Origin of the sequence: Silicimonas algicola (assembly GCF_003148765.1) — a bacterium.
GTDB lineage: Bacteria > Pseudomonadota > Alphaproteobacteria > Rhodobacterales > Rhodobacteraceae > Silicimonas > Silicimonas algicola.
In genome coordinates this window covers 169,743-196,351 of sequence record NZ_QGGV01000005.1, presented here as the reverse complement: position 1 = coordinate 196,351, position 26,609 = coordinate 169,743, and the positions used below count along the sequence as shown (strand labels likewise).

The following is a 26,609-nucleotide window of genomic DNA, read 5'->3' as shown; positions in this document are numbered from 1 at the left end:
GATCCGGTCTTTTACTTTTCGTCGCCCTTGAGCGCGGCGCCGAGGATGTCGCCGAGAGACGCGCCCGAGTCGGACGAGCCGTACTGTTCCACGGCTTCCTTCTCTTCCGCGATCTCGCGGGCCTTGATCGAGAGGCCGAGGCGGCGCGTCTTGGGATCGACGTTGGTGACGCGGACGTCCACCTTGTCGCCGACCGAGAAGCGGTCGGGGCGCTGCTCGGAGCGGTCGCGGCTGAGGTCGGAGCGGCGGATGAAGGACTTCATGCCCTCGTATTCCACCTCGATCCCGCCGTCCTCGATCGCGGTCACCACGACGGTGACGATCGAGCCGCGCTTCACGCCGTCGACGACTTCGGTGAAGCTGTCGTCGAGCGCCTTGATCGAGAGCGAGATGCGCTCCTTGTCGACGTCGACCTCGGTGACGACGGCCTTGACCATGTCGCCCTTGCGGAAGTTCTGGATCGCCTCTTCGCCACGCTGGTCCCAGCTGATGTCGGAGAGGTGAACCATGCCGTCGATGTCGTTCTCGAGACCGATGAACAGACCGAATTCGGTGATGTTCTTGACCTCACCCTCGACCGGAGTACCCGACGGATGGGTCTCGGCGAAGACTTCCCACGGGTTGCGCTGGGTCTGCTTGAGACCGAGCGACACGCGGCGCTTGGCGCTGTCGATCTCGAGCACCATGACGTCCACTTCCTGCGAGGTGGAGACGATCTTGCCCGGATGGACGTTCTTCTTGGTCCAGCTCATCTCGGAGACGTGGACGAGGCCCTCGACCCCCGGCTCCAGCTCCACGAAGGCGCCGTAGTCGGTGATGTTGGTGACGCGGCCCTGATGGACCGAGCCGAGCGGGAAGTTCGCCTCGACGGCATCCCACGGATCGGCCTGAAGCTGCTTCATGCCGAGCGAGATGCGGTGCGTCTCCTTGTTGATCTTGACGATCTGGACCTTCACCGTCTCGCCGATCGATACGATCTCGGAGGGGTGGTTGACGCGGCGCCAGGCCATGTCGGTGACGTGCAGAAGACCGTCCACACCGCCGAGGTCGACGAAGGCGCCGTACTCGGTGATGTTCTTGACTACGCCGTCAACCGCCTGACCTTCCTCGATCTGGCTGATGACCTCGGCGCGCTGCTCGGCGCGGCTTTCTTCGAGGATCGCGCGGCGCGACACGACGATGTTGCCACGGCGACGGTCCATCTTGAGGATCTGGAACGGCTGCTTCATGCCCATGAGCGGGCCGGCGTCGCGCACCGGGCGCACGTCGACCTGAGAGCCGGGCAGGAACGCCACGGCGCCGCCGAGGTCGACCGTGAAGCCACCCTTGACGCGGCCGAAGATCGCGCCTTCGACGCGCTGCTCGTCGGCATAGGCCTTCTCGAGACGGTCCCAGGCGGCCTCGCGGCGGGCCTTGTCACGGCTGATGACGGCTTCGCCCCGCGCGTTCTCGACACGGTCGAGATAGACCTCGACTTCGTCGCCGACCTGGATCTCGGCGGTCTCGCCGGGGTTCGCGAATTCCTTGAGATCGACGCGGCCTTCCATCTTGTAGCCGACGTCGATGATGGCCTGGCCCGCCTCGATGGCGATGACCCGGCCCTTGACGACAGACCCCTCGGAGGGGGTGTCGATGTCGAGGCTTTCATTAAGGAGGGCCTCGAATTCCTCCATGGATGTGTTGTGAGCCATGTGGCTTTTCGTTTCCTTTGTCTTTGGTTTCACTGGCCGGGCGGTTGTCTCCGCCGGTCTTGGGTTGGTCTGGCGATCCGGGCGTGGTGCGAAACAAGAAGGGTCGGCTGTTGACCGACCCTGCCCAGTCTCTGCGCTCACGACTGTTCCGCCGCTTCGACGCGCGCTCTATAGGCGGAATGCGCTTCGCTGGCAAGGCCCGGAGGAGGGCATGGGGCGGAACCCGCAAAGGGTTGGCCGCGTCTCGTCGAGACCATGACCGTCATTCTGGTTATCATCGTCACCTCGGCCTCGCAGATTGCAGGGGCGGCGATCGGCGTATGGGCCGGGACGGCCGCACTTCTCGCCGGTGCGCCTCTTCTGGGTTACTACGCCCTCGCCGGCGTCTCGGACACGACGCTGTCGTTCATCAGTTGCTTCGCAGCGGGTGCGGTCGTGGCGTCGCTTGCGATAGAAGTCTTCCCTCAGGCCTTCCGCGAGGATCACAAGCTGTCGGGCATCGCCGCTGCGCTGGGGCTGATCCTTGCCTAGGGTCTGACGAAACTGGGCGGCTAGCTGTAGCGTTCGGGTCCGACCCACTGGTCGGCCGAATAGCGGTCGCCGTGCGCCCATCCGACGGGCAGCACCTTTTCGATTGCGGCGATGTCTTCGCGAGTCAGGTCGATCTCGGTGCCGCGGACCAGTTCGGCGAAGTGCGTCCGCGACTTGGTCCCGGGGATCGGCAGGACCTGGTCGCCCTGCGCGATGAGCCAGGCGATGGCGAGAGCTGCGGCGGGTTCGCCCCTGTCGCGCGCCAGCGCGCGGAAGCGGTCCGTCGCGGCGATGTTGGCGGCGTAGTTCGGCTGGAGAAAGCGCGGGTTGGCCTTGGTGAAGACGAGGCCCTGCGCCTTGTCGTGCGGGAAAGGGGCATCCGTCAGGAACGACCGTCCCACGGGCGAGAAGGCGACAAGCGAGGTGCCGAGGTCGCGGCAGGCCTGCACCAGGCCCAGTTCAGGCGCGCGCGTCGAGAGCGAGTATTCCGACTGCACGGCGGCAATGGGCATCACGGCAGCGGCGCGGCGCAGGGTCGAGGGCGCAACCTCGGAGAGGCCCACGGCGCGGGTCTTGCCGGTCTTCAGGATTGCGGCCAGGCCTTCGGCCGTGTCCTCCACGGGACGCTCCGCTTCCAGCCGGTGGACATAGAACAGGTCGACGTGGTCCACGCCGAGGCGCTTGAGGCTGGCGTCCAACTCGGATTCGAGGTGGGCGCGGCTGTTGTCGAAGGCGCGCTTGCCATCCTTCTGGGTGATCCCCGCCTTGGTGGCGATGGTGGTCTCGCCGCGGGCGCCGGTGCGGGCGGCGAACCAGGCGCCGATGATCTCCTCCGACCGGCCCATGCCGTAGACGTTCGAGGTGTCGATATGGGTCACGCCGGCCTCGCGCGCAGCGTCGAGCACAGCGTGGCTTTCGGCCTCGGTCGCATCGCCGTAGACGCCGGCAAAGGACATGGCGCCGACGCCCAGTTGCGAGACGCGGGGGCCGTTTGCGCCGAGGGTCGTGGTCTTCATGCGTGTCGTTCCTTGCGGTCGCGGACATGGGCGAGCGCGGTCTCGAGGGCGGCGTCGATGCTCATGTCCGAGGTGTCGAGGAGGATGGCGTCGGGCGCCTGCTTCATGGGGGCGTCGGCGCGGCCGGCGTCGCGGGCGTCGCGGGCCTTCACGTCGGCGAGGACCTGCGCCTCGTCTGCGTCGTGGCCCGCCTGCGTGAGTTCGAGCCAGCGGCGGTGCGCGCGGATTTCGGCGCTGGCGGTGACGAAGAGCTTGGCCTCGGCCTCGGGGCAGATGACGGTGCCGATGTCGCGCCCGTCGAGAACGGCGCCGCCCTCGCGCCGGGCGAAGTCCTTCTGGAAGGCGACGAGGGCCGCGCGGACCTGCGGGTTGGCGGCGACCTCGCTTGCGGCCTGCGCCACCTCTTGCGTGCGGAGGTCGGTGCGCGAAAGGTCCGAGATGCGCAGCGTAGAGGCCGCGATGACGGCGGGCACCCCGTCGAGCGTCCTGCGCCCAACGGCGCGGTAAAGGAGCCCGGTGTCGAGATGCGCGAAACCGAAGTGCGCGGCCAGCGCCCGCGATATGGTCCCCTTCCCCGCCGCGGCGGGTCCGTCGATGGCAACTGTGAATTGCACGGCCTTCGCTCCAGTGCGGCTCATCTTGACCGTGCATAGCGGGCCGCGCCGATGGTCACAACCTGCGGGGGCGAGCCGTCGGCAGATCTTCGTTGACGACACTTGGCAACAGAGAGCCGGGCAGTAGTGTGATCGGGTGAAGCGAGTTTTCGGCAAGATCCTCGACGGGTCAGGGCTCCTGTCCCTCGACCAAAGAACGCCCAAGCCGTGGCGCGGACGGGCGAGCGCTCCGCCTGCAAATGTGTCTCTCTGGGCAGCTTTCGGTCGCGCGCGAAAGCTGACCTCGAATTTCACAGGGACCTGCCGGTTGAGACGTCGCCAGCCTGGACGAAGCTTCTGGAGCTGATCGATCAGGCCGCCACAGATGGACGCACCGTGTTCGAGCCGGGTACTCACACGTTCATGCACGTTCGGCGGCCTGCGTGCAGGCGCTGTCCACCCCGCCCCAGGACTACATCGACAGGCCGCACAAAGGCGGGCTGGGGCAGGCGCAACCTCGCAGGTGCTAGGGCTTGGGACGCCTCACACCGCCCCCTTCAGCGCCTCCGCCAGATCCGACCGCTCCCACGAGAATCCGCCTTCGGCGTCCGGCGCGCGGCCGAAGTGGCCGTAGGCGGCGGTGCGCTGGTAGATGGGCTTGTTCATCTTCAGCATCTGGCGGATGCCGCGGGGGCTCAGGTCGGCGACCTGGCGGATGGCGGTCTCGATGGCGGCCTCGCCCACCTCTCCCGTGCCGAAGGTGTCGATGTAGACCGAGAGCGGCTTCGACACGCCGATGGCGTAGGAGAGCTGGATCAGGCAGCGCTGCGCCAGGCCGGCGTCGACCACGTTGCGGGCGAGGTAGCGCGCGGCGTAGGCGGCCGAGCGGTCGACCTTGGTGGGGTCCTTGCCGGAGAAGGCTCCGCCGCCGTGGGGCGCGGCCCCGCCGTAGGTGTCGACGATGATCTTGCGGCCGGTGAGGCCAGCGTCGCCGTCGGGTCCGCCGATCACGAAGGTGCCGGTGGGGTTCACCCACCACTCCGTCTTGTCGTCGATCCAACCCTCGGGCAGGACTTCGCGGATGTACGGCTCGACGATGGCGCGGATGTCGTCCGAGGTCTGGTCCTCGCTCTCGTGCTGTGTGGACAGCACGATTGAGGCGACGCCGACCGGGCGGCCGCCCTCGTAGCGGACCGAAAGCTGGGACTTGGCGTCGGGGCGCAGCGTCGGCTCCTGCCCGGACTTCCGCACCTCGGCCAGACGGCGGAGGATGGCGTGGGCGTACTGGATCGGCGCCGGCATCAGCTCAGGCGTCTCGTCGGTGGCATAGCCGAACATGATGCCCTGGTCGCCTGCGCCCTCGTCCTTGTTGCCGACGGCGTCGACGCCCTTGGCGATGTGGGCGGACTGGGCGTGAAGGTAGTTGTCGACTTTCAGGTTCGCCCAATGGAAGCCCTGCTGTTCGTAGCCGATGTCGCGGACGCAGTCGCGCGCGATCTCCTCGACCCGGAGGATCACGTTGCCCGGACCGCGCACCTCGCCGCCGATGACGACGCGGTCCGTCGTGGCGAAGGTCTCGCAGGCCACGCGCGCCTCGGGCTCTTCGGTGAGGAAGGCGTCGAGGACGGCGTCCGAAATACGGTCGCAGACCTTGTCGGGGTGGCCCTCGGAGACGCTTTCCGAGGTGAAGATGTAGTCTTGCCGGTTCATGGGGACGTGCTCCGCTGGTGCTCCGCCGTCACGCCAGGAAGCCGTTGTGACGGTGCCCTGCGGTTACGACGAAGAGGCCCGGTTTGCAATGGCGTTGCGGCGGCCCGCAACGATGAGCACGGCAAGCGTTAACAAAAGGATAAGACCCGTGGGGCGGTCGCCGGTCCGGGCATAGATCGTGGGCGGCAGGGGCCGCGGCATGGCGGCGTCGAGATGGCCGTCCGTGCCGAGGGGAAGCGAGGCGGTCACGCGGCCGGTGGCGTCGATCACGGCCGAGATGCCGGTGTTCGCGGCGCGGATGAGCGGCAGCCCCTGCTCGGCCGCGCGGAAGCGGGCCTGATCCAGGTGCTGGTAGGGCCCCGAGAAGGTGCCGAACCAAGCGTCGTTGGTGATCTGGAGGAGGTAATCGGGACGTCCGGCGTCCCAGCCGTGGCGGGGGAAGATCGCCTCGTAACAGATCAGCGGCAAGGCCGTCCCGAGCGGTGTGTCGACAAGGCGAACGGCCTCGCCCGGCGTGAAACCGAAGCCCGAGAAGCCCGCCATCGAGCGCAGAAGGTCGATCCTGAGCGGAATGTATTCACCGAAGGGGACGAGGTGGACCTTGTCGTAGGTGTCGGCCAGTTCGCCCTCGCCATCGAGGAGGACGAGGCTGTTGAACCAGAGCCCGTCGGGCGTGCGGCGGTTGATGCCGGTGACGAGGCTTGCCTGCCCTGCCGCGTCGGCCGCCGCCTCGAGGATCGGTCCCGCCATGTCGAGCGGCCAGGGAATGGCGCTTTCGGGCCAGACGATCAGATCGGGCGCGCCGTGTTCGCCGCTGAGGCGGATCGCACGGTCGACGTAGATGCGGGCGCGGTCCGGGTCCCATTTCTCGTCCTGCGGCGCGTTCGGCTGGACGATCCGGACGGTGCCCCTGGGGTCGGGGACGAGGTCAAATCGCGTCCAGCCCGCAGCGAAGGCCGCCGCAAGGATGAGAGCGCCGAGGGCCGTGCCCGAGAGCGGCCTGCGCGTCGCGGCGGGAAGGGCCGTGGCGAAAAGTGTCAGCGCCGTCAGTCCGAAGGGTCCGACCCAGGCCGAAGCCAGCCGCAGGGGCGTGTCGGCCCAGACGTACGCGGGCAGCGCCCAGGGAAATCCCGTCAGGATGTAACCCCGCGCCAGTTCCGCCAGCGAGAGTGCGGCGACCCAGCCAAGTGCGCGGGGTCGTGTGCGCGTGGCGACCCAAGCGGCGGCGGCCCAAAGAAGTCCCAGCCCGCCCGCGAGCAGGATCAGCGCGAAGGGCGCCATCCAGCCATGGCGCGCGACGTCGATCAGGAAGGGCTGGACGATCCAGTGCAGCGCCGTGGCGAAGTAGCCGAGACCCCCGAGCCAACCTGCGCTGACGGGACGCGCGGAACGCGAGACGATGAGTGCGAGCCAGGCGAAGCCCGCGAGCGAGACGGGCCAGAGACCGAAGGGCGCATGGCCGAGGGCGGCGAGCGCGCCTGCGGGCAGCGCGAAGACCGCCCGCGATCCCAGCCTGTGGGCCAGGGTCACTCGGCCGCTTTCGCCATGTTCAGTCGGACGCGCAGGCGCTTGATGCGACGCGGATCGGCATCGACGACCTCGAAGTCGAGACCGTCGGGGTGCTTGATGACCTCTCCCCGCGACGGGACGCGGCCCGCCAGCATGAAGACAAGACCGCCAAGCGTGTCGATCTCCTCCTCGTCGTCGCCGATGAGGATCTTGTGGCCAATGGCGTCCTCGAAATCCTCGATCGGCGTGCGCGCCTGGGCAAGCCAGACGTTCGAGCCTTCGCTGGTCCAGAGATCGGCCTCGTCGATGTCATGCTCGTCCTCGATCTCGCCCAGGACCTGTTCGATGAGGTCTTCGATGGTGACGAGGCCATCCACGCCGCCGTATTCGTCGATGACGAGCGCCATGTGCAGACGTTCGGTCTGCATCTTCTGGAGCAGGACGCCGATCGGCATGGACGGCGGAGCATAGAGCAGGGGACGCAGCATCCGGCCAAGCTGGAACTTCTCGCCCGAGCCGTTGAAGCCGTGGCGGAGCGCGAAATCCTTGAGGTGGACAAGGCCCATGGGCTGGTCCAGCGTCTCGCGGAACACGGGCAGGCGCGTCATTCCGCTTTCGCGGAAGACCTCGACCAACTCGTCCTTGCCGATGTCGACAGGCACCGCCACGACCTCGACCTTCGGGATCATCACGTCCTCGACGCGAAGCCGCGTCAGGTTCGCAAGACCGCCGGTGAAACCGTCGCCTGCGGAGATCATCGCACCTTCGCCTGGTTCGTCCGTTCTGTCAGTGGATCCGCTGAGGGCCGACAACCAGCGTGTCAGGATGCCTCTCGAACTGTCGTCCTCGTCCGGCGCGCCCTGCGCCGCGTTAGAGGAGCCTTCGGTTTCGCCCATCAATCCTTTCCATCACAAGTCATCCGGGAAACGGTGTGACCCCCATATGGGTTCCCGATGCCCAGATCCGCAAGTATCGCGATTTCGGTCGATTCCATCAAGTCTCCGTCTCCATCGCGGATGTGATCGTAGCCCAGAAGATGCAGCGTGCCGTGAACGATCAGGTGCGTCGCATGGCCCTCGAGGCTGAGACCCGCCTCGGCGGCTTCCCGCGCGCAGGTGTCGAAGGCGATGGCGACGTCGCCAAGCTCGGGGTCTCCGGACGGCGGCTCTGGCGGCGTCCCCTCGGCCTCGGACCCGCGTTCCTCGGACGGCCAGGACAGCACGTTGGTGGCCTGCGCCTTGTCGCGGAAGCCTTCGTTCAGCGCAGCGATCCGCGTGTCGTCACAGGCCAGAAGGGCGATATCCCAGTCACCGGGCTTCAGGCCCAGGTGTGCAAGCGTGGCGTCGGTGGCGCGAGTCGCCAGCGTTTCGATCCCCGCAGCCTGCCAGCGGTCGTCCTCGATGATGCACTCGACGGTCATGCCGTTTCCCCTACACGCGGCGCGCGGAGGCCGCTAGGGTCGGCGACATGGGAGACGAGACGTTCCGCGCGCAGGTGGCGGCGATCAGCCGGGAGCTTCCGGGGGCCGAGGTGTCCGACCCCTGGGGCGGCGGGCATGACGCCTGGAAGGTGGGCGGCAAGATGTTCGCCTGCATCGGCGCGGCGATGACGGGCGTGGCCGTGAAATGCGCAGACGTCGAGACGGCGGAAATGCTGATCGAGACCGGCGTCGGCGAGCGCGCGCCATACTTCCACCGAAGCTGGGTGAAGCTGCCCGAGGATGGCGACCTGGACGAGTTGAGGCACCGGATCGTGACCTCGTACGACATCGTCCGCGCCGGTCTTCCGAAGAAGGTCCGCACCGCGCTGCCCGACCGCGCTTGATTTCCCGCGCGGTTTCGCGCCTTCTCCGCCGCATGACCGACCGCATCGCCGCCGAATGGATCGCCGTTGACTGGGGCACGTCCAGCCTGCGCGCCTGGGCGATGCGCGGACGCGATATGCTGGCCGAGGCGTCGTCTGAACGCGGGATGGGGTCGCTGTCGCCCGGCGATTACGAGAGCGCGCTTCTAGACCTCATCGGCGACTGGCTTGGCGGCGGCGTGACGCCGGTCGTCGTCTGCGGCATGGCCGGAGCGCGACAGGGCTGGCGCGAGGCCGGTTATGCGGCGGTTCCCTGCCCTCCCGTCGGTCAGGGGGCGGTGCGGCCCGACGTGTCGGATCCGCGCCTGTCGGTCGCGATCCTACCGGGACTCAGCCAGACCCAGCCGGCGGACGTAATGCGGGGCGAGGAGACGCAGATCGCAGGCTTCCTGTCGCAGACGCCGGGCTTCGACGGGGTGATCTGCCTGCCGGGGACGCATACGAAATGGGTCCATGTCTCGGCCGGCGAGGTGATCAGCTTCCGCACCTTCATGACGGGAGAGATCTTCGCGCTGCTGTCGAACCAGTCCGTCCTGCGCCATTCGGTCGGCGACGGTTGGGACGAGGCCGCCTTCGCCGACGCGGTGCGCGACGGGATGGCGCGGCCCGAGGCGCTGGCGGCACGGCTGTTTTCGCTGCGTGCCGAGAGCCTGCTTGCGGGGCTGTCGGCGGCCTCCGCGCGCGCTCGGCTGTCGGGGCTGCTGATCGGGGCCGAACTGACGGCGGCCCGGCCCTACTGGCTGGGGCAGAGGGTCGCCGTCGTGGGGGCCGGTTCGCTGTCGCGGCTCTATGCCTCGGCGCTGGCGCCAGAGGGCGTCGTGGCCGAGACGGCGGATGCGACGAGGGTCACGCTGGCGGGGCTGGCGCAGGCCTATGAGACGCTGAGGGAGACGACATGAGCCGACCCATCATCGCGATCCTGCGCGGGATCACCCCCGACGAGGCGGTACCGGTGGCCGAGGCGCTGATCGAAGCCGGTATCGACCGGATCGAAGTGCCGCTGAACTCGCCGCACCCCATGACCTCGATCGAGCGGATGACCCATGCCGTCGGTCACCATGCGCTGATCGGTGCCGGGACCGTGCTGACGGTGCGCGATGTCGAAGAGGTCCGCGACGCGGGCGGACGGCTGGTCGTGTCGCCCAACTGCGACGCGGACGTGATCCGCGCCACGAAGGCGGCGGGACTGCAGAGCTTTCCGGGCGTCCTGACGCCGTCCGAGTGCTTCGCGGCGCTGAAGGCCGGCGCGGACGGGCTGAAGATCTTCCCGGCCTTCGTGCCGGGGACGGAAGGGCTGAAGGCGGTGCGGGCGGTGCTGCCGGACGCGACGCAGATCTACATGGTCGGCGGCGTGGGACCGGAGAACTTCGCGGAATGGGTGCGCGCCGGGGCCGATGGCTTTGGCCTGGGATCGAGCCTCTACAAGCCGGGCGACAAACCACAGGCAGTCGCCGCAAAGGCGCGCGCGGCGGTGCAGGCATGGGAGGCGCTGTGATGCCCGAGATATTCGACACGACGCGATGCGGGCTTGGCGAGGGGCCGCTCTGGCATCCGACGCGGGGTCAGCTTTTCTGGTTCGACATCGTGGGCCACCGGCTTCACACGCAGGAGAAGGGCAAGACCCGCACGCTCCAGTTCGACGAACATGTCTCGGCGGCGGGCTGGGTGGACGACGCGACGCTTCTGATCGCCTCCGAGACGCGGCTGTTCCTTCTGAACCTCGAGACCGAGAAGCGCGAGGACGTCGAGGGGCTGGAGGCGAGCGACGCCACGACGCGGTCGAACGACGGGCGCGCGGATCCCTGGGGCGGGTTCTGGATCGGTACGATGGCGAAGCAGAATGCGCGGAACGGCGAGGGCGCGATCTATCGCTATTATCGCGGCGCGTTGCGGAAAATGTTCCCCGGGATCTCGATCCCGAACGCCATCTGCTTCTCGCCCGACCGAAAGCACGCCTATTTCGCGGACACCCCGACACGCAAGATCATGCGGGTGAGGCTCGAAGCCGACTTCGGATGGCCGGAGGGCAACCCAGAGGTTTTCCTGGACCTGACCGAAGAAGGTCTCTGGCCCGACGGTGCGGTGACGGATGCCGAGGGCAACCTGTGGAACGCGCAATGGGGAGCGTGGCGGGTGGCCTGCTATGCGCCGGACGGGACTTTCCTTCGCGAGGTGCGCGTCGACGCCGCGCATTCCTCTTGCCCGGCCTTTGGAGGAGCGGACCTGTCGACGCTCTTCTGCACCACGGCCCTTCAAGCGCTGTCGGTCGAGGACAAGGCAGCGTCGGCGCACAACGGCATGACCTTTGCCGCGCCCGAGACGGGGCGGGGTGTGCCGGAATACAGGGTCAGGCTTTAGGAGATCGCCCGTGGACCTGACCGGACTGACCGCCTTCGCGCTGGTGACGGCTCTGCTCGTGATGTCGCCCGGACCGAACGGCGTCCTGATCGCGCGGACGGTGCCCACCTCGGGCAAGTCGGCGGGGTTCGCGAACATCGCGGGCTTCGTCGCGGCCTTCTACGTCCACGGGACGCTGTCGATCCTGGGGATCTCGGTGATCCTCGTCCAATCGGCGGCGGCCTTCACGGCGGTCAAGCTTCTGGGTGCCGCCTACCTGGTCTGGATCGGGCTCAAGGCGCTTCACGCGGCATGGCGCGGCGGCGTCTCACAGGTTGCGGTTGCCCCCGCCCGGCGCGAACGCACTCTCGCGCGCGCCTTCGTCGAGGGATTCCTGACCAACGCGCTTAACCCCAAGGTGTCTATGTTCTACCTCGCCGCCTTTCCCCAGTTCGTCAGCCACGGCGAGAGCGCGGCGGCGGCCTATGCGCTTGTCTCGGTCCACTCCAGCATCAACGTGCTGTGGTTCGGGTCGATGGTCCTTCTGTTCTCGAAGGTGTCGCAGGCGGCGCGGGGTCCCGGGTTCCAGCGCGGTGTCAAATTGGTGACCGGCGTGGTTTTCATAGGCTTCGGCCTGAAGCTCGCGACGCAGCGGGCGCCCGTTTAGTCGGTCGTCCAGAAGAACGGCTCGCCGGGATCGCGCGCCACGATCTCGTCCGGGATGACGCCGGGACCGGTAAGAAAGACGGCGGCGCCGAACTTCGTTGTCATGCGCGACAGCTTTTCCATCCGGGGCGAGGTGATCGCCTCCCACAGCGCCGCATTCGCGGGATCGGCACGAAGGGTGGCGGCGCGGGCGCTGTGCCAGGCCACGGCTCCCGCATGGGCTTCGGCGACGCCCGGAAGGGCCAGAAGCCGCGCCTTCTCGGCCTCGACGCGGGGGGAGAGGCGGAGGATCGAGGTTTCTTCCTCGGCGTTGTGGTTCATGCGGAACCAATAGGCGAGGCCCTGCGCCCTGTCGGTGTGGTTCACCCGGCCCCGCTCGCGCTTGACGAGGAAGCTCTCGCAGGTCCGGACCGCGTAATGGTTCAGCGTCACGAGGTCATAGCCCCAGTTGGCCTTCGACATCCGCCAGGCCGCGCGCCAGGTTGCAGGCGGCAAGGGCCGCCCTGCCCCATCGATCCAGCGGATCTGACCCTGCGTGTCGCCGACAAGACCCTTGGGGCGGTGGACGCCGAGACGGCGGAAGAGACCTTCGTTGCGGAAGAGGCTCTTGAAGGCCCAGGCCTGAAGCGGGCGCGGGGCATAGGCGGGTGCCGCGCGGGTGAACAACTCCGTCACCGGGCGATCATCGTAGGCATGGCGGTCGGCGTTGCCGAACAGCCGCCAGGGCATCGACAGGACATGCGCCTCGGGCGCGGCGGCGAAGAGGTCGGCCAGCCTCCCCTCGCCCGCGTGGATGTTGACGTACTCGTCCACGTCGAGCGTCATCAGCCAGTCGGAGGAGGTGACGGCCGCCTCGTCCTCGGCGGCGCGGAACGCGGCGTGTTGAGGCACGCCGCCGGTCTCGCGGAAGGGGTTGTCGCGTCGCGTGACGCCCGCTTCGGACAGGGCGTCGAGCAGGCGGTCGGTGCCGTCGGCGCAATCGTTGGTGTAGACGAGGTGCCGGGCGACGCCGAGGACGCGGTTGTGCGCGATCCAGTCGAGGATGAAGGGACCTTCGTTCTTCATCGCGGTCACCACCGTGACGCGGGCCGAGGCAGGACGCGGCGGGATGGTCTTCTTCTCGGGCAGGCGGATCGGCTGGTGGCCGGGGAAGGCCTGCGCCAGCCAGTCGACCAGCGCCGGATCCTCGACGAGGTCGGCCTTGCGGACAAGGCGATTCACCTCGACACCTGCGAAGGTCACGCCGAGGGCCCGGCGGAATTGCGCGGGGCGCGCGTCGGTCGCCTCGGCCCCCATCATGCGGACCGGCAGCCAGAGCGCGTCCTGGGGCAGTCCGGCCGGCGCGGCGGCCCAGCTTGTCAGCCAGCGCCGTTCGTTCCGGCGGACGGCAATGTGATCGGCATGGGGCGCCACGGCCCCTTGTCGCAGCCGCCAGGGATAGGTCTCGACCCCGTGGAGGAAGAGGATCCGCGAGGGGTCGGACAGCACGCGGTCGAAGGGCGATCCGTCGGGATCGGGAAGCCAAAGGTCCCCGATGTCGAAGAACGCGACCGCCGCAGCGCGCGACAGGAAGCGGTGGTGGAGAAGTTCATGGAGCGTCAGCTCTCCCAGCGGCGCGTGCCAGGCGTCCGGCGGCGGCAGATCGCGCTGCGGCGCACCTGGGGCAAGGGCCGGATGCCGTGCGTCGGGGGCATCGGCAAGGCCCAGGGGACGGGACAGTGTTACGACGACGACGGGCAAGTCGGGGGCGAGGGCCGCAATGTCGCTGGCGAAGGACCCGCCGGGCGGGTCGCGGTCCACGATCAGGGCGGCGTCCGCCCCGGTCTCACGCGCATGGCAGGCCAGCCAGTCGGAAGCGGCCCGCGCCGTCTCGCCGTTGCGGATCGCGACGAGGGTACGCCTGCCGGCGAACAGCTCGGCCTCCGCCGGGTCGGCATCGAGCGTGCCGTGAGGCAGCCGGGCAAGGATGCCCCGTCCGATCTGGCGCAGCCCCGACACCTCGGGACAGGCCTGCCGCAGCGCCTCGGACGAGGTCCCGGCCGGCAGGGCCGCGACGATGCCTCGCGGCGTTGCGACCGAGCCCAGAACGGGCAGAAGGCCCAGCCGCAGCGAGCGGACGTGGCGCGTGGCGACCGTCATGCCGGGGTTCGAGGGTCGCGCCGGCTCATACGATGACCGTATTCGGAAGGGCGGCGATGGCGTCGAGGTCCTCGGCGAAGCGTTGTTCGAGAAGGATGCCCGTGACCTTGTCGATGCCGAGACGCGCGGCTACGTCGGCCCGGTCGGTTCGCCGCCGGAAAGCCGTGTGAAGCTCGTCGAGCGGAGGCGGCGTGCCTTCGAACAGCATCCGATCGAGCACGGCCGTGCCTGTTTCGGTCATCGCCGCCCGCGTGAGACTGTAGAGGTCCGGCAGCGCCGACGAGGCGGGTCCGAACACGCGGTCGAGCACCTCGCGCGGACGGGTCGCGGTGCCGCGCGGGGTCAGGACGGTCAGCGTCGCGTCGGGGACAGCTTCGACGATCTCGCGCGCGAGGTCGGCCCAGGACAGTTCGTAAAGCGTCTCCCAGACCGTCCGGCGGGCGCGGGCCTCCAGCACCTCGGACCCGGCTGCCAGCAGGAAGTCCGGCAGAGGTTCGGGCATCAGGACAAGGTGTGCGGCGCCGGCGAGGTCGCCCAGCCCCGCCAGCCCGGCTGCGGCGTCGGGGAAAAGCTCGCCCCGGTGCAGTGCGGTTTCGGGCGGACCGAGAAGGTTGACGGCCGACAGGAGGGCGGGACGGGGCGTTGTCGCCCGCGAGAAATCGATGACCCGCTCGGAGGCCGAAAGATGCAGGTCGAGGTTGCGGCGGATGAGCGGCGAGGCGATGCGGCTCGGGAGAGCCGTCAGTCCTGCCTTCGCCAGGCGCTGGCGCTGCGTGCGGATGAGAGCGTTCAGCGACAGGCCATGCGAGGATTGCGGCCCGATCACGATGGTGAGCGATGGCGTGTCCAGGGTCATCCCCTGAAGATGTCTTCGAAATCCGAGCGCGCGGCCTCGAGATCGTCGATCCGGCCGATGTCGCGCCAGTAGTCGCGCAAAGGATAGACGCCGACACGGCCGCCCGCGTCACGCAGACGCGTCAGAAGCGTCGGCATGTCCAGCGGTTCGCCCTCGCGGACGTGGTCCAGCGCCCGGGGCGACAGGACATAGATGCCTCCGTTCACGAAATGCCGCGCGACGGGCTTCTCCTCGATGCCCGTCATCAGGCCGTCCTCGGCCCGGACCACCCCGTAGGGCACCTGTTGTTCGTACTCGCGCACGACGAGGGTGCCGTCGGCGCGCTTTTCGCGGTGGAAGGCCAGAAGCTCGGAGAACTGGAGCGACACGAGAAGGTCGCCGTTCATCACGATGAAGGGCTCGTCAGGACGCTCCTTCAGCAGGGACAGCGCCCCGGCGGTGCCTAGGGCGCGGTCCTCTTCGATGTAGTCGATCGACACGCCAAAGGCCGAGCCGTCGCCGAAATGCTCCTGCACCATCTCGCGGCGGTAATTGACCGAGATCGAGATGCGCCAGAACCCCTGGTCGGCGAAGACGCCGATGATCTGTTCCAGAAGCGGCCGCCCGCCCACGTCGATCATCGGCTTCGGGATCGTCTCGGTCAGGGGGCGGAGGCGCGTGCCGAGACCGCCCGCCATCAGGATGACGCGCGTGGACTTGGGCGTGACCCCGAAGAGGTCCTCGACGGTCGCGAGGTCGACGGGCCGGCCCTCGGCGTCGAGGACGGGGACGTGGTGCAGCTTTCGCGCCCGGATGAGCGCGCGGGTTTCGGCGTCAGGCGCGCCCTCGGTCACGGTGGTGGGCGCGGTGTGCATCACCTGCGACACCGGCCCGTCGAGGTCGACGCCCCGCAGGATGCCGCGCCGCACGTCGCCATCCGTCACGGTGGCGACGAGACGCCCGGTGTCGTCCACCACCAGCGCGATCTGCCGCCGCGACCGGTCGATGGCTTCGATCGCCGCGCGGACGGTCGCGTCCGGCTTGACGGTCAGGGCTGTCAGGTCCGCTCGGTTCATGGCGCGGATACTGTCGCGGTTGCGGCGGAGATTCCAGCGGGAGTTTCCGGACGCCTTGACGCCATTCGCGGTCAAGCCAGGCCCCGGCCGATGATGTTCTCGAGCGTCTTCCCTCTGGCCTGAACGGACTTCGGTTCGCGGCGCGACACGAGCCAGTCAGGAGTGCCCTGCCGTCTGCGGGCCTGTCGGGAATAGATAAAACCATGACCGACAGACAAGGAAATGCGTCGGGCGAGGTCCGCGTGCAGGAATTCGTCGACATGAGTTTGGAGTTCGATGCGCAGGAGACTTCATCGTCTGGCGCATCAATGCCGAAAGCCGCGTCGTCTGCTTCTCATGCTGTTTCTTCTGTCGGACACCGGGCCGGACGACGCACTCACCCGACCGCGCCTCGGCTCCCATCGCATCGTGGCGCGGGAGCTTGCGTCTCGCGGTGGCGAGGGAATGACACTGGGGGAGTTGTCGGCCGATGGCTATGTCTCGACGGCGGATTGCGAGGAGGTGGCGGCCACCGGTGCAGCGGGCACCGTCTGGCTTTGCCACCCCTTCATCGTCCACGCCGCACAGGCTCTCAGGGGACGGCGGCCGCGCTTCATGGCCCAGCCGCCGCTTCTTCCGCGCGGTCCGCAGGATCCGGCGTCGCCGGTGCAGACCGCGATCCGCCTTGCGATGCAGGACGGAGGCTGATGCCTCAGACGATCTCGACGAGTTCGATCTGGAAGGTCAGGTCCTTGCCGGCGAGCGGGTGGTTCGCGTCAAGCACGACCACCTCGTCCGTTACCTCGGCTACGACGACCTGGACAGGCTGGCCGGACGGCGTCTCGAGTTGAAGCCGCGTGCCGATGTCGAGCGGCACGTCGGAGGGCACCTTCTCGCGCGGGAAGTTCTGCTTGCCGTTCGGATCGTGGGGACCGTAGGCCTTCTCGGCCGGGATCTCGACCGTCTTCTGCTCGCCGACCTCCATGCCGGCCACGGCATCGTCGAAACCGGGAATCACCTGGCCGGTGCCGAGCGTGAACTGGAGCGGATCGCGCCCCTGCGAGGAATCGAACGGCGCGCCGTCGTCGAGGGTGCCGGTATAGTGGATGCGGACCGTGTCGCCGGTCTTGGCTTCTTGCATGTCGTGTCTCTCAGTCTGGGATTGTTGGACGGGCGCACATCGTGGCGCGCCCTCGGGTGATGCCCGAATCCAACATGTCTGAGCCTCTGTGTAAACCCCCGGGGCCTACGCGGGCCCGCGCGCGCGGGGTTCCGCCGGAACGCGGGGCGTGCCACTGTCGGCGCTGAAGGAGGTCGTCCATGCCCATAACAACCTGTGTTTTCGACGCTTACGGCACTCTCTTCGACGTTGCCGCCGCCGCCAGAATCGCGGCGGAGGAACCAGATGGCGCGCGTCTGGCGAAGGTCTGGCCCAAGCTTGCGGCCGATTGGCGGTCGAAGCAGTTGCAGTACACCTGGCTGCGGGCTGTGATGGGCCAGCACGCGGACTTCTGGCAGGTCACGCAGGACGGGCTCGACTGGGCGATGGAGGCCTCGGGGCTGGACGATGCCGAGATGCGGGAGAGGCTTCTGGCGCTCTACTGGGAGCTTCCGGCCTATCCTGAGGTGCCCGCAATGCTGGCGGAACTGAAGCAGCGCGGCTTCGCGACGGCGATCCTGTCGAACGGCTCGCCCGAGATGCTGGCGGGCGCGGTGGACCACGCCGGCGTGGGAGAGTTCCTCGACGCCGTGCTCTCGGTCGAAGAGGTCGGCGTCTTCAAGCCCGCGCGTGCAGTCTACGACCTTGTCGGCGAACGGATGAAGGCGATGCCCGAGGCGGTGCTCTTCGTGTCCTCGAACGGCTGGGACGCCGCGGCAGCGGCGGGATACGGCTTCCGCACGGCCTGGGTGAACCGGGCGGGCGAACCGGTCGACAGGCTGCCGGCGCGGCCGGAGCGGATCCTGTCGGACCTGACAGGCATTCCGGACCTGGCAGGGTCGGTCTGATGGCAAGCTTCACGGCGCCCGACGGCGCGCGGATCGCCTATGACGACGAGGGCGGCGGCGTGCCGATCCTCGCCCTGTCGGGGCTGACGCGGAACGCGACCGACTTCGACTACCTCGCGCCGCACCTGAAGGGCGTCCGCCTGATCCGCATGGATTACCGCGGGCGCGGCCGGTCGGAGTGGACGGGAGCCTCGACCTACACCATCGCGACCGAAGCCGGCGACGCGATCGCTCTTCTCGACCACCTGGGTCTGACGAAGGCCGCGATCCTCGGCACCTCGCGCGGCGGGCTGATAGCACTTGTGCTGGCGGCCATCGCCCGCGACCGGCTGACGGGTGTGGCCTTCGTCGACATCGGTCCCGAAGTGGCGCCCGAGGGGCTCGAGGTCATCAAGGGCTATGTCGGGCGCAACCCCTCGCAGAAGACCCACGCCGAGGCTGCGGCGATGCGGGCGACGCTGATGGCCGGGTTCGAGGGCGTGCCGGACAGCCGTTGGCTGGAGGAGGTGCGCAAGCACTATCACGAGACGCCGGAGGGTCTGAGGATCAACTACGACCCCGCGCTGCGCGACGCGCTTCTTGCCCCGCAGGAGGGTCCGACGCCGGATCTCTGGCCGCTCTACGACGCTCTGGCGGGACTGCCGGTGGCGCTTGTCCGTGGAGCGAACTCTGACCTCCTGTCCGTCGAGACGGCAGACGAAATGCAGAGGCGTCGGCCGGACCTGATCCGCGCCGAAGTGCCAGGGCGCGGACATGTGCCCTTCCTCGACGAACCCGAGGCGGTGGAAGCGATCAGAACATGGATCGGGCGACTGGAATGACGACGATAGACGACATCGAAGCCGCGGCGGAACGGCTGGCTGGGCATGCGGTAAGGACACCCCTCCTCCATGCGCCGCTCCTCGACGCATTGGCCGGGCGGCGGGTCTTCGTGAAGGCCGAGTGCCTGCAGAAGACCGGGTCGTTCAAGTACCGCGGCGCGCGGGCGGCGGTGTCGTCACTGGACGCGGCGACACGGGCGCGGGGTGTCCTCGCCTTCTCGTCGGGCAACCACGCGCAGGGCGTTGCTCTCGCCGCGCAGGAAATGGGCGTGCCGGCGGTCATCGTAATGCCCTCCGACGCGCCCGACCTGAAGATCGTCAACACCCGTGCCTATGGTGCCGAAATCGTCCTCTACGACCGCGAGCGCGAAGACCGGGACGCCATTGGCGAGGCGCTGGCCGAGGAACGCGGGCTGACGCTGATCCGGCCCTTCGACGATGCCCGCGTGATCGCGGGCCAGGGCACCTGCGGGCTGGAAATCGCCGAGCAGGCGGCGGAGGCCGGGATCGGCGCGGCGGACGTTTTCGTGTGTTGCGGTGGCGGCGGTCTGACCTCGGGCATAGCACTTGCGCTCGAGGCGCGGGCCCCGCGGTTGCGGGTCAGGCCGGTCGAACCCGAGGGCTTCGACGACGTGGCACGCTCAATGGCGGCAGGGCGGATCGAGAAGAACGCGCGCGCCACGGGGTCGATCTGCGACGCGATCCTGACGCCCGCGCCGGGCAAGCTGACCTTTCCGGTGATGGCACGGCTGTGCGGACCAGCGGTCGCCGTCACGGACGACGAGGCGCTTCGGGCAATGGCGGCGGCGCTCATCCGCCTGAAGATCGCACTGGAGCCCGGCGGTGCGGTCGCGCTCGCGGCAGCGCTGTTTCGGGCCGAGGGCGACGGCGACGTGATCGCGCTCACCTCGGGCGGCAACGCGGATCCGGCGATGCTGGCGCGCGCGGTGCAGAGGGGTTTTGATTGACACTGACAACCAGTAGAGGTTGAAGTGTCATGGGGAGGACAGGCGATGCAGATCGCGCGGCTCGACGGCGTCGACATCCATTACCGCGAGGACGGCAGGCGCGACGGCGCGCCGGTGGTCTTCCTCAATTCGCTCGGCACCGACCTGCGGCTTTGGGACGACGTGCTGCCGCACCTGCCCGACACGCTCCGCCTGATCCGTTGCGACAAGCGCGGCCACGGGCTGTCGTCCTGCCCGCCCGCCCCCTACTCGATGGGCTCCCTCGTCACGGACGTCGAGAGGCTGCTCGACCTGTTGGACGTCCGCGAAGCGGTCGTCGTCGGCTGCTCCATCGGAGGCATGATCGCGCAAGGACTGGCGGTGAAGCGGCTGGACCAGATCCGCGCCATCGTCCTTTCGAACACCGCGGCCAGGATCGGCACCGCGCAGATGTGGGACGACCGGATCGCTGCCGTGCGCTCGGGCGGGATCGAGTCGCTGGCCGACAGCATCATGGAGCGCTGGTTCTCGGCCGCCTTCCGCGCAACGCCCGAACTTGCGGCATGGCGTGCCATGCTGGTCCGTCAGCCGGCCGAGGGCTATGTCGGCTGCTCGGCCGCGATCTCGGGCACGGATTTCTTCACGCCGACATCCGGTCTGACCCTGCCGACGCTCGCCATCGCGGGCAGCGAGGATGGCTCGACCCCGCCCGACCTCGTGCGCGAGACGGCGGGTCTCATCAAGGGCAGCCGTTTCGAGTTGATGCGCGGGGCAGGTCACCTGCCGATGGTCGAGAAGCCGGAAGAGTATGCGCTGTTGTTGACGGGCTTCCTGAAGGACATCGGCCATGTCTGAGCATCACGACAAGGGCATGTCCATCCGCCGGCGCGTTCTGGGCGATGCGCATGTCGACCGGGCCGAGGCCGCGAAGACCGACTTCGACGCGCCCTTCCAGGAGATGATTACCGAAGGCGCCTGGGGCACGGTCTGGGCGCGCGACACGATCCCGCTGCGCGAACGCTCGATGCTGACCATCGCGCTTCTGGCGGCGACGGGAAACTTCGAGGAAATCCCGATGCACATCCGCGCCACCCGCAATACCGGCGCCACCGAGGCCGACGTGATCGAGGCGCTTCTGCACGTCGCGGTCTATGCCGGCGTGCCGAAAGCGAACCACGCCATCAAGCTGGCCAAGACCACGTTCAAGGAAATGGAGGACAACGCATGAGCGGCACCCTGATCCCGCGCGACCGGACCGCGCATCCCGAGCCCTACGATCCGGGCTACAAGACCTCGGTCGTCCGCTCGCCGCGCAATGCGCTTCTGTCGCTCGACGCGACGGTGACCGAGAACACGGGTCCGACCTTCGGCCACGACCTGATCGGGCCGCTCGACAACAACCTGATCCTGAACTTCACCCAAGGTAAGGCCCCTGCCGTGGGCGAGCGCATCCGCATGCACGGCCGCGTCATCGACGAGACCGGGCGCGCCGTTCCGAACACACTGGTCGAGATCTGGCAGGCCAACGCGGGCGGGCGCTATCGCCATATCCGGGACACCTACTTCGCGCCGCTCGACCCCAACTTCGGCGGGTGCGGACGGACCCTGACGGACGACGAGGGGTACTACGAATTCCTGACCATTCGCCCTGGCGCCTATCCCTGGCCGAACCGGGGCAACGACTGGCGGCCCATGCACATCCACGTCTCGGTCTTCGGCTCGGGCTTCGGGCAGCGGCTGATCACCCAGATGTATTTCCAGGGCGATCCGCTGATCGACCTCTGCCCAATCGCGCACACAGTCAAGGACCGGGGCCAGCTCGACAGCCTCGTGGCACCCCTCGACATGGCCGGATCGCGGCCGATGGACTATCTCGCCTACAAGTTCGACATCGTGCTGCGCGGCCGCCGCCAGACGATGTTCGAGAACCGCCCGGAGGGCCTGTGACATGCCTCAACCCCTGACGCGCCACCGCGAGACCGCCAGCCAGACCGGCGGACCCTATGTCCACATCGGCTGCATCCCGACCTTCGCCGGGCTCGAGGGCGTATACCCCGAGGATCTGGGCAAGCGCGCCATCGAGGAGGGCGCGAAGGGCGAAATCATCGAGATTTCGGGCGAGGTCTTCGACGGAACCGGCTGGGCGCTGCGCGACGCGATGATCGAAAGCTGGCAGGCCGACGCCGAGGGTCGCTATCCCGGACAGGAGGGCGCCGACCCCAAGGTCAACGGCTTCTGCCGTTTCGCGGCCGACAAGGACACCGGGCTGTTCACCCTGCGCACCGTCAAACCGGGCCGCGCCGGCGGGCAGGCGCCTCACATCGCGCTCTGGATCGCGGCGCGGGGCATCAACGTGGGCCTTCAGACGCGCATCTACTTCGACGACGAGGACAACGCGGGCGACCCGGTCCTGTCGCGCATCGAGCAGAAGAACCGCGCTTCCACGCTGATCGCGAAGAAGGACGGCGCGAGCCGCTACCGCTTCGACATCAAGCTTCAGGGCGAGGGCGAGACCGTCTTCCTCGACATGTAGGATGGCGCGCTTCCTGCTGATCCACGGCGCGATGCACGGGGCGTGGTGCTGGCACAAGGTCGTGCCGCTCCTCGAGGCGCACGGCCACGAAGCCGTGGCGATCGACCTTCCGTCTCACGGAGACGACCCGACCGCGCCCGAGGGTGTCACCATCTCCGATTACGTCGCGCGGGCGGTCGAGCACCTGGAGCCTCAGACGGTCCTCGTCGGCCACTCTCTCGGAGGGCTGACGATCACGCTGGCTGCGGCGGCACGGCCGGACCTCGCGGGTGCGCTCGTCTATCTCTGCGCCTTCGTGCCGCCGCCCGGCGTGGCGGCCTCGTCCTATCGCCGCGACGCGGTGACGGACGAACTGGTCGCGGCGCAGGAAGGGCATCGCGACCGGGGCGTGACGACCCCCGTGCTCGACCGGGCGGGACCTGTGTTTTATTCCGGGTGCTCGGCGGAGGACGTGGCCTTCGCCCTGCCGCGCCTGTCGCCGCAGCCGGTGGCGATCATGCAGGAGGTTCTGGACTTCGATCTGCCTGACATCCCGCGCCACTACATCCGCTGCCTCGAGGACCGGACGGTTAAGCCCTCCTACCAGCGCGCCATGACCGAGGGTTGGCCGGAGGGCACCGTCCACGACATGCAGAGCGGGCACTCGCCGTTCTTCTCGGACCCCGATGGCCTTGTGCGCATCCTCGATGCTATTGCGGATACATGACGCAAGACTGGAGCGACCATGCCCGCCTCCCCCGCTGACAGCGCGATCTACGGCAAGCTTTTCGGCGACGCCGAGGTCGGCCAGCTCTTCACCGACAGCGCCGAAGTGCGGGCGATGATGTTGGTCGAGGGTGCGCTGGCCAAGGTTCAGGGCGAGCTTGGGCTGATCCCCGAGATCTCGGCCCGCGCAATCCACCGGGCGTCGATGGAGCTGCAGCTTGATCCGAGTGGTCTGGGGACAAGTGTCGCGTCGAACGCCGTCCCCGTGCCGGAGTTCGTGGCGATGTTCCGCGCCGCAATGCAGGCGCCGGAACATGCGGCGTGGCTGCACTGGGGCGCGACGAGCCAGGACATCATGGACACCGGCCAGGCCTTGAGGCTGCGGCAGGCGCTCGCGATCCTCGACACCCGGCTGTCGCGAACGGCGAAGGCGCTGGCGACGCTGGCCGAGACCCACGCCGCGACGCCCATGGTGGCGCGGACCTACGGGCAGGCGGCGGTGGTGACCTCTTTCGGAGCCGTCGTCGCCTCATGGGGCGCCCCCCTGCTGCGACACCGGGCGAGGCTCCGCGCGGTCCGCGAGGACGTGCAGATCGTCAGCCTCTCGGGCGCGGCGGGCACTCTGTCCGCCATGGGCGACCGGGGACCGAAGGTCCGCGCCGCCTTGGCCGAGGCCCTTGGTTTGCGCGACCCGCAAGCGAGCTGGCACAGCGAGAGGGACGGGATCGCGGCGCTGGCGGGCTGGCTGGCAGGCGTTGCCGGATCGCTCGGCAAGATGGGCGAGGACCTGCTGACGCTGACGCTTTCCGGCCTGAACGAGGTGCGGCTTGGCGCGGGCGGCGGCTCGTCGACCATGCCGCAGAAGTCGAACCCCGTCCTGCCCTCCGTGCTATCGGCGCTGGCACGTCAGACGGCGGCGCTGAACGGGGCGATCCAGTCGGCCCTGCCGCACCGCCAGCAGAGGGACGCGGCGGCCTGGCTGACCGAATGGATGAGCCTGCCGCAACTGGTGATCCTGTCGGGACGCGCGCTGGCCATCGCCGAGGAGCTGGCCCAAACGCTGACGCCGGATGAAAGCGCCATGCGGGCCCAGATCGAGGCCACCGGCGGAATGATCTTCGCCGAGGCCCTCAGCTTCGCGCTTGCCGCGGCCATGCCGAGACCGGACGCGCAGGCGGCTTCGAAGATGCTGGTCGGACGCGCAAAGGACACGGGCCGCTCGCTTGGAGACATCGCGCGCGAGGCGCACCCCGGCCTCGACCTGTCGGCGGTGTTCGACCCCTCGCAGCAACTCGGCACCGCCCCCGCGGAGGCGCGCGCCTTCGCGAAGGCGGCGCGGTCGGAGGCATGACACGCGCCGCCCCGCCCCGCACCCGTGTCTAGTCGGCGTGGAAAACGCCGGCGAAGTCAACATCCGACCCGGCCTCGGTCGCGCTGCCGGAATAGGTTCCGGCGACGACCTGCGCTGCGTCGCCATAGAAGCGTCCGGTGGCCGTCCCCTCGTTCAGCGTCGCGGTGGCGCTGAATATCTCGAGATCGCCGCTGAACGTGTTGCCGACGATCGGAACCGGCCCGTCGAAGGCGAGCGTCGTGCCGCCGCCGACGAAGACGTTTCCCCCGACCGTCTGTGCCCCGAAGTCAGCCGTGAGGTTGGCCGCCCCGGTGTCGAAGAACGGCACATCATTCACGGTTCCGTGCAGCTCGGATCCTCCCAAGAAGTTGGCGACGACAGCAGCCTCTGGAACGTCCTCGGGCCGCGTCTCGAGACCGAAGACCCCGGTCGCGACCAGCACGTTGCCCATGCCGTCGGTGACCTCAAGCCCAAGACCTTCGAGGAAGTCGTGCCCCCAGCCCAAGCTGGTCAGAAAGTAGTCCGACCCGTTCAGCGAACCGGTAAAGTTCATGCCGCCGCCATCGGTCAATTCGACCGTACCGGCGGGCGTGGTCAGGTTCGCCGTGGTGCCCGAGGTGAACTCGATCGTATAGGTCGACAGGCCCGCATTTGCGGTGGTGAACCCGTCATCGCTGGTCAGCCGCGCAGAGCGGAGCGGGAACTGGAGCCCCACGATCTCGTCGATGGACGCCGGTGACGGACCATCGGCGTAGACCGCGCCGCCGCCTCCGCCGCTGCAACCCGACAGCGTCGCGAGGGCGAGAAGTCCGGGAATCAGTGCCTTGCATGTCATGTTGCGTTTCCTTTCGTTGCGAGCGCCCGACCCAGAGCGTCAATCCGTGACGAAGAAGCCTGAAAGCGTTGCCGGTGCCCCGCCATCCAGGCCTCTCCAGAAAAGGTCCCGACGCGTACGCCGGGTCGCCCTCAGCTGGCGGTGACGACGTGACAGGCGTCGACGGACGCGGACAGGATCGGCAGCGGAAACGCGGAACCTTTACGGAAATGCACTCCGTCAAATGCGCCGCATTCGGCGCGCCGAGTTGACCGAAGGCAACGAAAAACGCGCCGCGTTTTCGCCGGTCGATCCTGCAGGATTTCCTCTTGCAAGCCTGCGACTCGATTTCCCGCTGGCGCACCCTTCGTTCCCTTGGCAGGGTCGCGCCGACTAGGGGAGATCGTCCATGACCCGCATCCGCGCCGCCGTCTGCACCGCCTTCGGAGATCCCCTGCGCATCGAAGACCTGGACCTGGCCGCGCCAGAGGGCCGCGAAGTTGAGGTGACGCTCGAAGCCTGCGCGATCTGCCACTCGGACATCACCTATGCCGAAGGTCGGTGGGGCGGGCCCTTGCCGGCGGTCTACGGCCACGAAGCGGCGGGCCATGTGACGGCGACCGGCCCCGACACGGTCGGAGTGTCGATCGGAGATCGGGTCATCGTGACCCTGATCCGCTCCTGCGGAGCCTGCGCTTCCTGCGCGACAGGGCAGCCGTACATCTGCTACACCGCGAAGCGCACGGCGCCCCTCACCCGGCCCGACGGAACGGCGGTGTTCCAGGCGATGAACTGCGGCGCTTTCGCCGACAAGGTCGTGGTCGATCCCAGCCAGATCGCGCGCGTTCCGGACGAGATGCCGCTCGACGTGGCCTCGCTCCTCTCCTGCGGCGTCATCACAGGCGTGGGTGCGGTGGTGAATGCGGGCCGCGTTCGGGCGGGCGAGGACGTGGTGGTGATCGGCGCGGGCGGCGTCGGCCTCAACGCCATCCAGGGCGCGCGGATCGCGGGCGCGCGGCGGATCGTGGCCGTCGACATGGTGCCCGAAAAGCTCGAGGATGCCCGCGCCTTCGGCGCGACAGACGGCATTCTCGCCTCGGAGGACAAACCCTGGGAACGGCTCGCGGACCTGACGGGGCGTCTGGCCGATGTCGTCCTCGTCACCGTGGGCCATACCGGCGCCTACGACCAGGCGCCACGCTACATCGGGCCGAACGGGCGGCTGGTGATGGTGGGGATGCCCGGCAACGACCGCATGTCCTCTTATGCCCCCGACATGATCGCCAGCTACGGGCAAAGCCTCATCGGGACCAAGATGGGGGATACGGTGCTGGCGCGGGACATTCCGTGGATGTGCGATCTTTACCTTCAGGGTCGCCTGAAGCTCGACGAGCTGATCTCGAACCGCTGGCCGCTGGACCGCATCAACGAGGCAATCGCCGACACCAAGGCGGGCCGCGCCCGGCGCAACGTCATCATGTTCTAG

The 26,609-nt window shown here is 68.4% G+C and carries 29 protein-coding genes and 1 riboswitch; of the genes, 17 read left to right on the top strand and 12 right to left on the bottom strand.

Annotated elements, in window-relative coordinates:
* Positions 1-11: 11 nt before the first annotated feature.
* Positions 12-1,724 (bottom strand): 30S ribosomal protein S1, encoded by a 1,713-nt coding sequence (gene rpsA / locus C8D95_RS12760; protein ID WP_282957636.1) that lies wholly within the window; start codon positions 1,722-1,724, stop codon positions 12-14.
* Between the two features lie 222 nt (positions 1,725-1,946).
* Between rpsA and C8D95_RS12755 the strand changes: the two genes are divergently transcribed.
* Positions 1,947-2,222 (top strand): hypothetical protein, encoded by a 276-nt coding sequence (locus tag C8D95_RS12755; RefSeq protein WP_109759567.1) that lies wholly within the window; start codon positions 1,947-1,949, stop codon positions 2,220-2,222.
* A 20-nt stretch (positions 2,223-2,242) separates the two neighbouring features.
* Here C8D95_RS12755 and C8D95_RS12750 read toward each other — a convergent pair whose 3' ends face one another.
* From C8D95_RS12750 to ybeY, 6 genes are all read right to left on the bottom strand, one after another.
* Positions 2,243-3,238 carry an aldo/keto reductase gene (locus C8D95_RS12750; RefSeq protein WP_109759566.1) on the bottom strand — a complete coding sequence of 332 codons (996 nt, stop codon included), beginning with the start codon at positions 3,236-3,238 and terminating at the stop codon, positions 2,243-2,245.
* Complete coding sequence (locus tag C8D95_RS12745; protein WP_109759565.1) at positions 3,235-3,852, bottom strand: (d)CMP kinase; 618 nt, start codon at positions 3,850-3,852, stop codon at positions 3,235-3,237. The genes C8D95_RS12750 and C8D95_RS12745 overlap by 4 nt, the downstream gene beginning before the upstream one ends.
* Before the next feature lie 522 nt (positions 3,853-4,374).
* A complete protein-coding gene (metK, locus tag C8D95_RS12740; RefSeq protein ID WP_109759564.1) occupies positions 4,375-5,541 on the bottom strand; it encodes a methionine adenosyltransferase in 1,167 nt (388 codons plus the stop codon).
* A 7-nt stretch (positions 5,542-5,548) separates the two neighbouring features.
* Positions 5,549-5,597: riboswitch (SAM-SAH riboswitch) on the bottom strand.
* 7 nt (positions 5,598-5,604) lie between these two features.
* Positions 5,605-7,071 carry an apolipoprotein N-acyltransferase gene (lnt, locus tag C8D95_RS12735; protein ID WP_109759563.1) on the bottom strand — a complete coding sequence of 489 codons (1,467 nt, stop codon included), beginning with the start codon at positions 7,069-7,071 and terminating at the stop codon, positions 5,605-5,607.
* Positions 7,068-7,946: a hemolysin family protein gene (locus C8D95_RS12730; protein ID WP_109759562.1), complete on the bottom strand. Its 879-nt coding sequence runs from the start codon at positions 7,944-7,946 to the stop codon at positions 7,068-7,070. Before C8D95_RS12730 ends, lnt begins: the two co-directional genes overlap by 4 nt.
* Positions 7,946-8,470: an rRNA maturation RNase YbeY gene (gene ybeY, locus C8D95_RS12725; protein WP_109759561.1), complete on the bottom strand. Its 525-nt coding sequence runs from the start codon at positions 8,468-8,470 to the stop codon at positions 7,946-7,948. The genes C8D95_RS12730 and ybeY overlap by 1 nt, the downstream gene beginning before the upstream one ends.
* A 47-nt stretch (positions 8,471-8,517) precedes the next feature.
* Between ybeY and C8D95_RS12720 the strand changes: the two genes are divergently transcribed.
* Genes C8D95_RS12720 through C8D95_RS12700 form a run of 5 tightly spaced genes read left to right on the top strand, consistent with a single transcriptional unit; the run spans position 8,518 to position 11,917 of the window.
* Positions 8,518-8,874 carry an MmcQ/YjbR family DNA-binding protein gene (locus C8D95_RS12720; RefSeq protein WP_109759560.1) on the top strand — a complete coding sequence of 119 codons (357 nt, stop codon included), beginning with the start codon at positions 8,518-8,520 and terminating at the stop codon, positions 8,872-8,874.
* Between the two features lie 32 nt (positions 8,875-8,906).
* Positions 8,907-9,812 (top strand): 2-dehydro-3-deoxygalactonokinase, encoded by a 906-nt coding sequence (locus C8D95_RS12715; protein WP_109759693.1) that lies wholly within the window; start codon positions 8,907-8,909, stop codon positions 9,810-9,812.
* Complete coding sequence (locus C8D95_RS12710; RefSeq protein ID WP_109759559.1) at positions 9,809-10,408, top strand: 2-dehydro-3-deoxy-6-phosphogalactonate aldolase; 600 nt, start codon at positions 9,809-9,811, stop codon at positions 10,406-10,408. Before C8D95_RS12715 ends, C8D95_RS12710 begins: the two co-directional genes overlap by 4 nt.
* Positions 10,408-11,271, top strand: coding sequence for an SMP-30/gluconolactonase/LRE family protein (locus C8D95_RS12705; RefSeq protein ID WP_109759558.1), 864 nt, complete (start codon positions 10,408-10,410; stop codon positions 11,269-11,271). Before C8D95_RS12710 ends, C8D95_RS12705 begins: the two co-directional genes overlap by 1 nt.
* 10 nt (positions 11,272-11,281) lie before the next feature.
* Positions 11,282-11,917 (top strand): LysE family translocator, encoded by a 636-nt coding sequence (locus C8D95_RS12700; RefSeq protein ID WP_241239721.1) that lies wholly within the window; start codon positions 11,282-11,284, stop codon positions 11,915-11,917.
* Here the strand turns inward: C8D95_RS12700 and C8D95_RS12695 are convergent.
* The 3 genes from C8D95_RS12695 to C8D95_RS12685 are packed head-to-tail and all read right to left on the bottom strand — an operon-like array spanning position 11,914 to position 15,966.
* The gene (locus tag C8D95_RS12695; protein WP_109759557.1) at positions 11,914-14,055 is read right to left on the bottom strand and encodes a glycosyltransferase family 2 protein; all 2,142 of its coding nucleotides are present in this window, start codon (positions 14,053-14,055) and stop codon (positions 11,914-11,916) included. The genes C8D95_RS12700 and C8D95_RS12695 overlap by 4 nt on opposite strands.
* 25 nt (positions 14,056-14,080) lie before the next feature.
* Positions 14,081-14,911 (bottom strand): hypothetical protein, encoded by an 831-nt coding sequence (locus C8D95_RS12690; RefSeq protein ID WP_109759556.1) that lies wholly within the window; start codon positions 14,909-14,911, stop codon positions 14,081-14,083.
* Complete coding sequence (locus C8D95_RS12685; protein WP_109759691.1) at positions 14,908-15,966, bottom strand: nucleotidyltransferase family protein; 1,059 nt, start codon at positions 15,964-15,966, stop codon at positions 14,908-14,910. Before C8D95_RS12685 ends, C8D95_RS12690 begins: the two co-directional genes overlap by 4 nt.
* 336 nt (positions 15,967-16,302) lie before the next feature.
* On the opposite strand from C8D95_RS12685, the gene C8D95_RS12680 reads away from it, so the two are divergent.
* Positions 16,303-16,653, top strand: a complete 351-nt coding sequence (locus tag C8D95_RS12680) for a hypothetical protein (protein WP_146202998.1) — start codon at positions 16,303-16,305, stop codon at positions 16,651-16,653.
* Positions 16,654-16,657: 4 nt separating this feature from the next.
* On the opposite strand, the gene C8D95_RS12675 is transcribed toward C8D95_RS12680, so the two are convergent.
* Positions 16,658-17,086 carry an FKBP-type peptidyl-prolyl cis-trans isomerase gene (locus C8D95_RS12675; RefSeq protein WP_109759554.1) on the bottom strand — a complete coding sequence of 143 codons (429 nt, stop codon included), beginning with the start codon at positions 17,084-17,086 and terminating at the stop codon, positions 16,658-16,660.
* A gap of 179 nt (positions 17,087-17,265) precedes the next feature.
* On the opposite strand from C8D95_RS12675, the gene C8D95_RS12670 reads away from it, so the two are divergent.
* From C8D95_RS12670 to C8D95_RS12630, 9 genes are read left to right on the top strand one after another with little or no spacing between them, the layout of a single operon-like run.
* Entirely contained in the window at positions 17,266-17,952 is a 687-nt protein-coding gene (locus C8D95_RS12670; protein ID WP_109759553.1) for a haloacid dehalogenase type II, read from the top strand.
* The gene (locus C8D95_RS12665) at positions 17,952-18,773 is read left to right on the top strand and encodes an alpha/beta fold hydrolase (RefSeq protein WP_109759552.1); all 822 of its coding nucleotides are present in this window, start codon (positions 17,952-17,954) and stop codon (positions 18,771-18,773) included. Before C8D95_RS12670 ends, C8D95_RS12665 begins: the two co-directional genes overlap by 1 nt.
* Entirely contained in the window at positions 18,770-19,741 is a 972-nt protein-coding gene (locus C8D95_RS12660) for a threonine ammonia-lyase (protein ID WP_109759551.1), read from the top strand. The genes C8D95_RS12665 and C8D95_RS12660 overlap by 4 nt, the downstream gene beginning before the upstream one ends.
* A gap of 45 nt (positions 19,742-19,786) precedes the next feature.
* Positions 19,787-20,575: a 3-oxoadipate enol-lactonase gene (pcaD, locus tag C8D95_RS12655; protein WP_109759550.1), complete on the top strand. Its 789-nt coding sequence runs from the start codon at positions 19,787-19,789 to the stop codon at positions 20,573-20,575.
* Positions 20,568-20,948: a 4-carboxymuconolactone decarboxylase gene (gene pcaC / locus C8D95_RS12650; RefSeq protein WP_109759549.1), complete on the top strand. Its 381-nt coding sequence runs from the start codon at positions 20,568-20,570 to the stop codon at positions 20,946-20,948. The genes pcaD and pcaC overlap by 8 nt, the downstream gene beginning before the upstream one ends.
* Positions 20,945-21,667, top strand: coding sequence for a protocatechuate 3,4-dioxygenase subunit beta (pcaH, locus tag C8D95_RS12645; RefSeq protein ID WP_109759548.1), 723 nt, complete (start codon positions 20,945-20,947; stop codon positions 21,665-21,667). Before pcaC ends, pcaH begins: the two co-directional genes overlap by 4 nt.
* A gap of 1 nt (position 21,668) precedes the next feature.
* Positions 21,669-22,253, top strand: a complete 585-nt coding sequence (gene pcaG, locus C8D95_RS12640; protein WP_109759547.1) for a protocatechuate 3,4-dioxygenase subunit alpha — start codon at positions 21,669-21,671, stop codon at positions 22,251-22,253.
* A 1-nt stretch (position 22,254) separates the two neighbouring features.
* Positions 22,255-22,959, top strand: a complete 705-nt coding sequence (locus tag C8D95_RS12635) for an alpha/beta fold hydrolase (protein WP_109759546.1) — start codon at positions 22,255-22,257, stop codon at positions 22,957-22,959.
* An 18-nt stretch (positions 22,960-22,977) separates the two neighbouring features.
* Positions 22,978-24,309 (top strand): class-II fumarase/aspartase family protein, encoded by a 1,332-nt coding sequence (locus C8D95_RS12630; protein WP_109759545.1) that lies wholly within the window; start codon positions 22,978-22,980, stop codon positions 24,307-24,309.
* Positions 24,310-24,337: 28 nt separating this feature from the next.
* Here C8D95_RS12630 and C8D95_RS12625 read toward each other — a convergent pair whose 3' ends face one another.
* On the bottom strand, positions 24,338-25,144 hold the full coding sequence (locus C8D95_RS12625; protein WP_109759544.1) for a transferrin-binding protein-like solute binding protein: 807 nt from the start codon (positions 25,142-25,144) through the stop codon (positions 24,338-24,340).
* A 388-nt stretch (positions 25,145-25,532) separates the two neighbouring features.
* Between C8D95_RS12625 and C8D95_RS12620 the strand changes: the two genes are divergently transcribed.
* Entirely contained in the window at positions 25,533-26,609 is a 1,077-nt protein-coding gene (locus C8D95_RS12620) for a Zn-dependent alcohol dehydrogenase (RefSeq protein WP_109759543.1), read from the top strand.